This window comes from Actinomadura logoneensis (assembly GCF_003428695.1).
Classification (GTDB): domain Bacteria; phylum Actinomycetota; class Actinomycetes; order Streptosporangiales; family Streptosporangiaceae; genus Spirillospora; species Spirillospora logoneensis.
In genome coordinates, this window is sequence record NZ_QURH01000239.1 from 1 (window position 1) to 9,810 (window position 9,810).

Below are 9,810 nucleotides of genomic sequence, written 5' to 3' on the forward strand. Positions count from 1 at the left end.
CGCCCGGCGGCGTGACTGCGCGCGGCGGCTTCGCGGCGCTCGACGGGTTGGCGGCCCCCGGCGGCGTGGCGGCGCTTGGCGGATTGGCGGCGCCCGTGGGCGTCGCAGCGTCCGACGGCTTTGCGGCGCTCGACGACGGCGCGGCATACGACGGCGCGGGAGGGCTCGGCGAAGCGGCAGCGGGCGGCGGTGCGGCGGCGGTTGGCGGTGTCGCGGCTTCCGACGGCTTGCCGGGGCTCGGCGGTGCGGTGGCGTCCCGGGGCTTGGTGGGGGTCTGCGGTGTGGTGGGAAGGGTGCGGGCGTGTTCTTCGCAGGTCACGGGGTGGATGAAGGAAAAGGTGTCAGGGAGGCCGTCGTCCTGGGGGAGAGCGGCCAGGCGCTCAGCGGCTATCTCGGCCAGCACCCGGTGGGGCGGACGTGCGGCGTCGGCGGCCTGGCGCTCGCGGAGTGCCGAATGCTCGGGGGAACCGGGGGCGCCCCTGCGGGCGACCATCGAGTCGACGGCGTGCTGGAGCAGTCCGCGCCTGGGCGTCTGGCCGGCGAGGACGTCCTCCATGGCAGTGCGCAGGATGGCCGCGTTCTCCTTCGGACGGAGGTGCTTGGTGCAAAGCCTGTGCTCGGCGGCCAGAACGCGGTACTCGGTGAGCAGGGCGGCGGCCTGGTCGGTCCAGCCCTCGGGGTAGTTCGCGGCCACACGGCCGTCCACGACGGTGGCCAGCCAGTGGGAAAGGAGGCGGTCGGCGAAGGGGTTCCAGACGCTCAGCGCTTCGTTCATCGCGTCGATCGCCAGAGGCGTGTGGCGCGCCCGCAGGGCGGCGCGAACCTCGCCGACCGAGCTGCGGAAGACATGGTCCGGGTCGCGGCGCGGCCGGTCCGGATGGCGACGCGGGACGAACCGGAGCCAGTCCGCGAACGGGGCGATCGCGTCCAGCACGTCGAGTGCGGCGGCCCGGTCACCGTCCCGGAGCAGCCACGCGACCGTGAGCAGCGCGGCCTCTTCCGGAACGGTGATCTCGTAGTCCCCCGCGTCCAGCATCGCGTTGAGCTCGGCCAGCCCCGCGTCGCTGAGGTAGTAGGCGAACACGGCGCTCCGGTCCGGATCAATGGCGCGCTGCCCGTGGGCGATGGCGTCCGGGCACTGGCCATCAATGTCTCCGCCCGAGGCGGGCGCAGCCTCGCCCAGTGCCGCTGTGGTCTCGTCCGGGACGACCGCAGTTTGATTCGTCACGACCGCCTTCTGGCCCTGAGCGACTTCGGACCCGTCCGAGGCGACCGCAGCCCATTCCGCGGAAACCGCAGGTTGGTCAGGGGAGTCCGCACCCCTGGTCGGGGTGATTGCGGCTTGGTTTGGAGCGAGCGGAGGCCGGTCGGAGGCGGTGACCGCAGGCTGATCTGGAACGACCGCAACCTGGTCCGCGGCAGACACGGGCTTGTCTGGAGCCACCGGAGTCTCGTCCGGGGAAGCTGCGGCCTGGTCGTGAGCAACCGCGACTGGGTCCGGAGTCACCGCGGGCTGGGCCGCGAGGACTGCGGCTTGGTCTGGAGTCAACTGAGGCCGGTCGGAGGCGGTGACCGCAGGCGGGTCCGGAACTGGTTGGGTCTGGTCCGGGGCGGACGCGGGCTTGTCTGGGGCTTCTGCGGTCTGGTCCGCGGCGCTTGCAGCATGGGCGGAGGCGGCGGCGGTTTCGTGGGGGAGTAGGGGGCCGCCTGCCAGCGGCTTGCCGGTCGCGAAGCCGCCTCGGACGACCTCGAGGGTGACCCAGGCCGGAAGGTCCGCCACCGGTGTGCGGCTGCCGATGGTGAGCGTCCCGTCGGCCATCCCGTCGAGGACTCGTGTCCAGGCCCGGACGCGTTCCTCGGCGCGGCGCCTGGTGGCGGGGTCCTCGTGCCGCGTGGCCGTGGTGAAGGCGCGTGCGAGCAGTCCGAGCGGGTAACCGTGTCCGATGTCCATAGCCAGCGTGGCGGGTTCCGCCCCCGCGCCCTCCGGGTCTCGAGCCCGGTGCTCTCCTGACTGAGCTACACGCTGATCAGGACCGACACTAAGAAATGCCCCCAGTGCCCGCAATCGGATTTCGCGGGCGTCCGGCGGGAGCCGGGTCAGCCGAGTGAGGTGATCGCCTCGAGCATGGCGCTGGTGGAGTGTGCCTCCGTGACGCCGAACTCCCACGACTGCGCGCCCATGGCCTCGGCGCCGAGTCGCTTGGCCTCGGTGTGCGGGTCGCCCGCCGTGTAGCCGAGCGCCACCGGCTCCAAGGGGGCGAGGAGGTCCGCGTAGTCCCGCCATCCGGCCACTCCGGGAGGCCCGGAGATGACGAACGCGCCCGCGACAGAGCGCAGGGCGCACAGCACCTCGGCGCGCTCGGCGGCCGGGTTCACCGGACGCCCCGGCCCCTTCCACGCGCGCACCCGGTCGTCGCTCTCGACGCCGACCACCACCGGGAACCCGCGCTCGGCCGCGTCCCGGAGGAACCGGACATGTCCGATGTGCAGCACGTCGAACACGCCCGTGACGACGACGGGCCGTCCCTCCGGGCGCGGGCCCGCCCAGGTCGCCGTCAGCCGCTGACCTCCCACAGCCATCCGCCCTTCCGCAGGTCGTTTCCCTGCCACACAGTGAACACGACCGGGGGACCCGCCGGACACGCGCCCCCGGCCCCCGCGACGGCGGCGCGACGCACGTCACACCCTTCCGGGCCTTGCCTCCCGAATAAAAATACTGCCTACTATTTTCAAGTCCCATCCCCCGGGAGGCGTGACGACCATGACGACGGCACTGGTGCGATGTGCGGACGGCGATCACACGGTGGAGCTCCGCGACCGGGAGCGGGTGGCGGAACGCCTGCTCAGGGCGTCGGCGCGGAAGTCCTACGACCCCGAGGCGGACGTCGACTGGTCCATGCCGTTCGATCCGGACCTCTTCTACCTCCCACCCGAGACGCTCTCGCTCTACGAGACGCCGCTGTGGGACCGGATGTCCCACAAGGAACGCGTCGAGCTGTCCCGGCACGAGCTGGTCAGCATGCTGTCGTTCGGGATCTGGTCCGAGATCATGCTGATGAAGGGCCTGCTCGGGCACGTCTACCGGGGCGACCCGACCTCACGGCACATCGCGTACGCCCTCACCGAGACGGCGGACGAATGCCGCCACTCCGCCATGTTCGGGCGCTGCATCGGCAAGACCGGCCTGCGTCCGTACCGGATGGCCTGGCCCGAGTTCCAGCTCGGAAAGATCGCCGGACTCCTCGACCCGCCGATGGCGATGTTCGCCGCCGTCCTGCTCGTCGAGGAGGTCACGGACGCAGTCCAGCGCGTGACCATGACCGACGAGCGCGTCCAGCCCCTCGTCCGGACGATCAGCCGCATCCACGTCACGGAGGAGGCGAGGCACATCTCGTACGCGCGCGAGGAACTCAAGCGCCAGGTCGCCGCGACGCCCCGGCCGCTGCGCCGCGTCCAGGCGTCCGGCATCGCGGGTGTCGCGCTGCGGATGGCTCCCCGCCTGACCCGGCCCGCCGTCTACCGGGCCGTCGGCCTCGACCCGCGCGCCGCCTACCGCGTCGCGAAGACCAGCCCCCACCGGCGCGACACCCTCCGCTGGGCCTTCCGCCGCGCCACCGGCTTCCTCACCGACATCGGCATGATCGAAGGCCCCAGCGCCCGCGTCTGGCACCGCACCGGCATGCTCACCACCGCCGCTTCCCCCGCCCCCGCCGCCCCCACTCGTCCGCGTCCCGGAGGCGCTTAGGGTGAGGGCATGGGGAGAGTGGCTGGGCTGACGAGCGAGGAGGCGCGCGAGCGGCTGCTGGCCGCCGCCGCCGAGGTGTTCGTCGAACGCGGCTACGCGGGAACGGCCACCGGTGAGATCGCCCGCCGCGCCGGCCTGTCCACCGGCGCCATCTACTCGCGCTACGCGTCCAAGGCCGAGCTGCTGGCGGACGCCATCAAGGCGCACATGCCCGCGGAGCTGGCCCGCCTGATCAGCGACGGCGCCCTGGGCGTCCCGGTGCCGGACGTCGTCCAGCACCTGGGCGAGGAGCTGCCGCACCGGCCCCGGCAGATCAGCGCGATGCTGGTCGAGGGCGCGGCCGCGGCACGACGCGACCCGCGCGTCGCGGAGGTCTTCTCTGCCGAGCTCACCGCGCACCTGGGGACCGTGGAGAGCCTGGTCACCACGGCGCAGCAAGAAGGCTCGGTGGACCCGTCGCTTCCGTCCGGCGCGTTGGCCCGGTTCCTGCTGTCGGTCGCGCTGGGCACCCTCCTCACCAACATGATGGATCTCGCCCCGGTGGACGACGCGGACTGGTCCACCGTCATCAGCCGCTTCATCACCGCCGCATCCCCCGCCGACTGACCCGCTGCGGCAGGCCGCGGACGAGGCACGGCGCGAGCAGGAACAACCGCCAGGCGAGAGCCTTCCTTCAGTGCGTGAGGCGTGCGTCCTTGGGGCCGCGCATCCCGCGTGGTTAAGACGCTCCGCAACAGCGAAGGCGCAGTACGCCCGAAGCAGCGGACGCCAAAGTGGCGGACGCGCGACGCGGCGAGGTGCGAAGCGGCGGACGCGCGAACCGCAGGGGTGCCCAAGTGGCCGGGGTGCCCAAGTGGCGGAGGTGCGAAGCGGTGAGTGCGTGAAGCGAGCCGTGGGTCGGAGGGTGGTGCGGTTTGGTTGGTGGAGCCCTACAAGCGCGTGAACGGGGACGGCGGGGATTCGGATCAGGATGTGAGGGTTGCGGCCAAGATGGTACGGCCCTTGAGGATGAGGCGGGCTGGTTCGGAGGGGTTGTAGTACGCGCTGTAGGGGTGGCGGGCCAAGGCCAGTTCGGCGAGGACGAAGAGAGAGCAGAGGGTGCGCGAGAGGTTGCGGCAGGCAGCGGCTCGGCTTCTGCCTGAGGCAGCGTCCCGGAACTCGTCCTCGGCCTCGGTGACCTCCGACGCGATGGAGGACGGGTTGTCCCCCAGCCCGGGATCGGCGAGGACGGCGCGGACCGATGCACGGAGTGCGGAGTTCTCATCTTCGGCGACGGCAGGCGCTGACGCGTTTCGCAGGATGTGCGCTCGGAGGGCATGCATCGAGACGACCGGCGACCAGACGTTGTAGTCGCCCTTCGACTCGGGGATCGCTGCGGCGATCGAGTCGAGGATCTCCAGGGCTTCCGGCTCGCGGTCCAGGGACCAGAGAAAGGTGGCCAGATCGAACTCTTCGTAGAGCTCCCGCATCCGCGTGTGCGACCAGCGCTTGACCAGCGACGACTTCATGCGGAACAGGTGCGGGACGGTCTCGGCGAAAGGCTGTGCGGCCGGTGGGGGGCTGATCGGCATGTACAGATCAAACCGCATCGGTCGGACAGTGGCCGGTCCTCTGCCCTGGCCTTCTCATTTACTCGGCGGTGGTGGCGGGCCACCTCGTGTTTCCGCGGAGGGGCGGCGGCCCGGCTCTCTCGTCAGCTCGCCTCCTGGACGGTGTTCGACAGGGGCTGGCCGACGATCCGCTGGAGGGTCGCGACGTACTCGCGGAAGGCGGCGCGTCCCTGGTCGGTGAGCTTCAGCCAGGTGCGGGGGCGCTTGCCGACGTGGCCCTTGCGGATGTGGACGTAGCCGGCGGTCTCCAGGGCCGAGGCGTGCTTGGACAGCACGGAGTCGCTGACCTCCAGGTTGTCGCGGACGAACGAGAACTCGGCCTCGGAGGCGGTGGCGAGCAGCGAGACGATCTGGAGCCGCACGGGCGCGTGGATCACGGGATCGAGGTTCACTGGGCGACCTTTCCCTTCGTGTCGGCCGTCATCCGGCGTTCCACCCACCGGAGGGTCAGCACACCGTAGAGCGAGACCAGGACACCAGAGATGATCTTCGGCCAGATCACCGAGTCGGTGGCCAGCCAGACCAGCGGCGGGGTGAGGCCGATGAGCACGAAGATGGGGGCGAGCCAGGCGACCAGCCGGCCGGCGGCGCGCGGCGTCCAGCTCTGACGCCTGGCCTTCACGCGCACCCGGTGGGTGAGCAGGGCGGTCATCGCGGCCAGCCCGAGCGCCGCCGCGACCAGCAGGACGGTCCGGGTCGTCCCGTGCAGGTCCATCGCGATCGACACGACCGTCACCAGGGCCACCACCGTGGGGAGCCGCCACAGCGGGAGCCGCTGCCCGGCGTACGCCTTCCGCTGGGTGCGCTCGATCTCGGCCAAAGCCTCGGCGGGGCTGGGCGGCACGGAGTTCATGACCCTCTCCTGTCTGGACCGTAAAGTACTTTCCATGAAGGAAAGTACTTTCCATTTTCCAACACGTCAAGTACTTTCCAGCGTGTCGCGGCGGGGGGCGCCAGCACGCGCTCGACCGCATCGCCACAGGTCCGAGGGAGGGGGCAACAAGCGCCACTCCGCACTACGGCCGCTGGGGGTCGCGGTGATGGTCCGTCGCGTCCGGGCGGTCGGTCGGGCGCCGACGTCTGCCTCGAAGTGGGCTCGCCTACGCAGGTGAGCGCGCGACCCGTCCCCGCGCGGCGAAGCCGGAGATGAGCGGAATCGGGCAGGTCACCTGAGGGCCGACGTCGCGTTCGCCCAAGCGAGCGACGCGAGCCGGACCTCAGGCTTCGAGCGCCTTCTGGGCCTTGCTCCAGTTGCCGTGCAGACGCCGCAGGTAGGAGGCGGCCGTGTCGCCCGGCTTCGTCCCCTTGGCGAACAGGCGCATGTTGCCCGCGCCCGCCACGTAACCGAGCGCCAGCAGGTCCGACCTGCTGAAGTCGGACGTCCGGTCGGACGGGAGTTGGCGGGCGAGGTCGTGCAGGTACCAGGCGGCGGCGCGGACGGCCAGCGCCGGGTCGTCCGGCAGGTCCTCCCAGCGGCGGTCCTCGAAGGGACGGCCGTCCTTGGTCTCGTCGAACGCCGCCTTGTGCATGTTCGCGATGCCGAAGGCGGCGTCCGGCTTGAACCGCTGCCAGGCCCGTTCCAGCTCGGGATCGTGGGGCTTGTCGGACTCGTTGTAGAGGATGGCCATCAGCAGCGTGGGATCGACGTGCGCCTCACGCGCGTACTTGCGCACCTCGGCGGTGTAGTGGTCCGGGGAGCGCTTGTCCGCCTGGCCGTCCGCTCCCGGGGAGGCCGGTCCGGACTTCGGCTTCTCCACCGCGTACGGCTTGCCGGGGTCCCCGTGTTTGACCGTGAGCAGGGCGGCGACGACGGCCAGCGGCAGCACCAGCCAGATCAGCTTCCCGCTCTTCCGCTTCACCAGCGCCCCCGGTCGTCCACGAACCGATCACCACAGTGCCACACCGGGCGGGTTCGTCCGCGGACGGCCCGTCCGGATCAAGAACCGCATACCCGGCATAACTCTCGACGAACGGCCGGAGTGCGACGTTTCGTTGACCATTGAGCTATCGGCCGGATTCGCCACCGGATGACTCCGACGTGTAGCAAGATCCACCTATGGCGTGGACCGAGGAGACTCCGTCGTGGCAGGACGTCGTCAACGCGTTGCGGGAAGCCGCCGCCGGCGGGGACGCGGCGCTGGACGAAGCCCTCGGCGACGAGGCCATGGACGCGTGGGACGTCCCGGTTCCGGACGAGATCAGGGAGATCTACCGGCGCGTCGGGCTGTTCTGGCTCAACCGCGGCGAGGAGTTCGGGCCGGTCAGGGACGACCGAGCCGAGCGCTGCGGCGAGCCCGGCTCCTACCTGCTCGTCCACTCCAACCCGGCCGCCGAGACCTACTACGTGGACATCGACCGCGAGAGCGGCGCGTGGGGCCCGGTCTTCATGTTCTGGGAGGACCACGGAGCGCGGATGGTCGCTCCGTCCCTGCAGCACTGGCTGGTGACGGTCGCTTCGTACGTCCGTCGTGCCGCGCGCGACGCCGACGCCTTCGAGGATTTCGACACCGCCTTCATGGCGTGGTTCTTCGGCGATTTCGACGAAGCCGACGACGACTATCCCCACGATTCCCCGGACGTCGTGGCGCGCCTGGCGGACGACGCGGTCGCGGAGATCCTCGATGTCGCCGAGGCAGGGCGGTCGGGCGACCCCGTGCTCGCGGATGTGGCCGGACGCCTGCCGGACGACGCGCTCATCGCCGACCTGCGCCAGGCCGACCGTCCGACCGCGCTCCCCTTCGAGCGCCATCCGGCATGGTCACGTCGATATGAAGCCGTGTACATGCGCTTCTGCGAGGGCCGCGTCATCGCCGCCACGCCGCTCGTCCTCCAGCCTCGGTGAGTCGTCGCGGCACCGCCACGCGAGGCCCTGGTGTGGCGGCGGCCGACATCGAGGCAGGACGGACAGTGGTGGGCAGGGCCATGTCGCGCGGCAGCGAGGCGATTTAGCGTCCGCGGCATCTGTCCCCCATTTCCGGGAGGTCCCCCATGCCGCTCAGATCGCTGGCCGCGCTGCTCGTCGCGGCGGGCGTGGTCGCAGCGCCCACGTCCGCGCGAGCCGAGTCCTGTCCGACCGGGATCACGGTCCCCGGAGCGCAGTACCAGCAGGTCGCGTGCCTGCCGGAGCTGACGACCGCCGGCACCGTGGCGTCCGGGCACACCGTTCCGGCGGACTGGGCGGGACTGACTCCGAAGGACCTGCCCGTTCCGAGCGGTGTGCCCGGCGTGCAGATCGACGGGTACTTCCCGGACTCGTCCACGACCAACACCGACCATGGCTGGAACCATGACGCGCAGTTCGTCATCCGGCTGCCGGAGCACTGGAACGGCGGGCTGGTCGTGTCCGGCACTCCCGGTGTGCGCGGCCAGTACGCCAACGACCGCGCCATAGGGGACTGGGTGCTCGCGCGCGGATACGCGTTCGCCGCCACGGACAAGGGCAACACCGGAGTCGAGTTCTACAAGGACGGCCGGAAACCGGGCGACGCCCTGGCCGAGTGGAACTTCCGCCTGACGCAGTTGACCCGCGCGGCCAAGAAGGTCGTCCAGCAGAGGTATCGGGAGAAGCCGCGCCGGACACTCGTCACCGGCATGTCCAACGGCGGCTACCTCGTGCGCTGGCAGTTGGAGAACCATCCCGAGCTGTATGACGGGGGAGTCGACTGGGAGGGGACGCTCTGGCGCACGGACGGCCCGAACCTGTTCACCTTCCTGCCTCCTGCCCTACGCGGTTATCCCCAGGACAAGGAAGCCGTGGTGAAGGCCGGATTCCCGGCCGAATCCGAGTTCCTGTGGCCGTTCTACAGCCAGTACTACTGGGGCCTCACGCAGCGCATCTACCGCGCCGAGTTCGACCCCGGCTATACGGGAGCGGACGCGGACTACGACTATGCGAGCCGCCCGGCGAGCGTGCACCGGGCCGTCGCCAAGGTCGCCCTGACCGGACGCATCGGCAAACCGCTCATCACCATCCACGGCACCCTCGACGGCCTGCTCCCCATCAACCAGGACTCCGACGAGTACGCGCGGCTCGTGCGCGCGCAGGGGCGCGGCGCGATGTTCCGCTACTACCGCGTCGAGGACGGGACGCACGTGGACTCGTTGTTCGACGCCTTCCCGGACCGGTTGCGCCCGCTCGTCCCGTGCCACCGCTCCGCGTTCACGGCGCTCGAACGCTGGATCGGACGCGGGGAGAACCCGCCCGCGAGCCGGACGATCCCGCGCCCGGACGGCGGCTCCGCCGACCTCGTCACGTCCTGCACCCTGGAATGAACCACCACTCGTAACGGACAGAGTGTGTGGGCGGACACCATGGGCAGCGCGTGTGACCCACCTTACAGTTCGGGCCATGACGAACTCTTGGCCTGCGGGAACACCGCCGCTCGACGGCCGGGCCGCCCGGCGCGGTGGCGAGACCGCCGCGCCGGACGGCCGGGGCGCCGCGTCCGAGGCCCG

9 protein-coding genes, 1 tRNA gene and 1 pseudogene are annotated in these 9,810 nt (G+C 70.9%); 4 read left to right on the top strand and 7 right to left on the bottom strand.

Going from position 1 to position 9,810, the window contains the following annotated elements:
- The 3 genes and pseudogenes from DZF91_RS41145 to DZF91_RS14060 form a co-directional block, all read right to left on the bottom strand.
- Window positions 1-1,951 (bottom strand): annotated as a pseudogene (locus DZF91_RS41145) (hypothetical protein); the annotation flags it as partial.
- A 2-nt stretch (window positions 1,952-1,953) separates the two neighbouring features.
- Window positions 1,954-2,026 (bottom strand) — tRNA-Ser (locus DZF91_RS14055).
- A 71-nt stretch (window positions 2,027-2,097) separates the two neighbouring features.
- The gene (locus DZF91_RS14060; RefSeq protein ID WP_117357918.1) at window positions 2,098-2,580 is read right to left on the bottom strand and encodes an adenylyltransferase/cytidyltransferase family protein; all 483 of its coding nucleotides are present in this window, start codon (window positions 2,578-2,580) and stop codon (window positions 2,098-2,100) included.
- A 181-nt stretch (window positions 2,581-2,761) separates the two neighbouring features.
- On the opposite strand from DZF91_RS14060, the gene DZF91_RS14065 reads away from it, so the two are divergent.
- Both DZF91_RS14065 and DZF91_RS14070 read left to right on the top strand, forming a co-directional pair.
- Complete coding sequence (locus tag DZF91_RS14065; protein WP_117357925.1) at window positions 2,762-3,745, top strand: AurF N-oxygenase family protein; 984 nt, start codon at window positions 2,762-2,764, stop codon at window positions 3,743-3,745.
- A gap of 9 nt (window positions 3,746-3,754) precedes the next feature.
- On the top strand, window positions 3,755-4,351 hold the full coding sequence (locus tag DZF91_RS14070) for a TetR/AcrR family transcriptional regulator (RefSeq protein ID WP_117357919.1): 597 nt from the start codon (window positions 3,755-3,757) through the stop codon (window positions 4,349-4,351).
- A gap of 359 nt (window positions 4,352-4,710) precedes the next feature.
- On the opposite strand, the gene DZF91_RS14075 is transcribed toward DZF91_RS14070, so the two are convergent.
- The 4 genes from DZF91_RS14075 to DZF91_RS14090 form a co-directional block, all read right to left on the bottom strand.
- On the bottom strand, window positions 4,711-5,334 hold the full coding sequence (locus DZF91_RS14075) for a hypothetical protein (RefSeq protein ID WP_117357920.1): 624 nt from the start codon (window positions 5,332-5,334) through the stop codon (window positions 4,711-4,713).
- Between the two features lie 104 nt (window positions 5,335-5,438).
- Window positions 5,439-5,747, bottom strand: a complete 309-nt coding sequence (locus DZF91_RS14080) for a winged helix-turn-helix domain-containing protein (protein ID WP_117357921.1) — start codon at window positions 5,745-5,747, stop codon at window positions 5,439-5,441.
- Window positions 5,744-6,208 (bottom strand): hypothetical protein, encoded by a 465-nt coding sequence (locus tag DZF91_RS14085; RefSeq protein ID WP_117357922.1) that lies wholly within the window; start codon window positions 6,206-6,208, stop codon window positions 5,744-5,746. Before DZF91_RS14085 ends, DZF91_RS14080 begins: the two co-directional genes overlap by 4 nt.
- A gap of 364 nt (window positions 6,209-6,572) precedes the next feature.
- Window positions 6,573-7,214, bottom strand: coding sequence for a transglycosylase SLT domain-containing protein (locus DZF91_RS14090; protein ID WP_199486626.1), 642 nt, complete (start codon window positions 7,212-7,214; stop codon window positions 6,573-6,575).
- A 197-nt stretch (window positions 7,215-7,411) separates the two neighbouring features.
- Here DZF91_RS14090 and DZF91_RS14095 point away from each other — a divergent pair, with 197 nt between their 5' ends.
- Together DZF91_RS14095 and DZF91_RS14100 are read left to right on the top strand one after the other, a co-directional pair.
- Window positions 7,412-8,197, top strand: coding sequence for a hypothetical protein (locus DZF91_RS14095; protein ID WP_117357923.1), 786 nt, complete (start codon window positions 7,412-7,414; stop codon window positions 8,195-8,197).
- Between the two features lie 146 nt (window positions 8,198-8,343).
- Window positions 8,344-9,627 carry a 3-hydroxybutyrate oligomer hydrolase family protein gene (locus DZF91_RS14100; protein WP_117357924.1) on the top strand — a complete coding sequence of 428 codons (1,284 nt, stop codon included), beginning with the start codon at window positions 8,344-8,346 and terminating at the stop codon, window positions 9,625-9,627.
- Window positions 9,628-9,810: the final 183 nt, after the last annotated feature.

Bases quoted from the DNA above. Each gene is read 5' to 3' on its own strand.
- DZF91_RS14060 (WP_117357918.1), bottom strand. From the start codon at position 2,580: ATGGCTGTGGGAGGTCAGCGGCTGACGGCGACCTGGGCGGGCCCGCGC.
- DZF91_RS14065 (WP_117357925.1), top strand. From the start codon at position 2,762: ATGACGACGGCACTGGTGCGATGTGCGGACGGCGATCACACGGTGGAG.
- DZF91_RS14070 (WP_117357919.1), top strand. From the start codon at position 3,755: ATGGGGAGAGTGGCTGGGCTGACGAGCGAGGAGGCGCGCGAGCGGCTG.
- DZF91_RS14075 (WP_117357920.1), bottom strand. From the start codon at position 5,334: ATGCGGTTTGATCTGTACATGCCGATCAGCCCCCCACCGGCCGCACAG.
- DZF91_RS14085 (WP_117357922.1), bottom strand. From the start codon at position 6,208: ATGAACTCCGTGCCGCCCAGCCCCGCCGAGGCTTTGGCCGAGATCGAG.
- DZF91_RS14095 (WP_117357923.1), top strand. From the start codon at position 7,412: ATGGCGTGGACCGAGGAGACTCCGTCGTGGCAGGACGTCGTCAACGCG.
- DZF91_RS14100 (WP_117357924.1), top strand. From the start codon at position 8,344: ATGCCGCTCAGATCGCTGGCCGCGCTGCTCGTCGCGGCGGGCGTGGTC.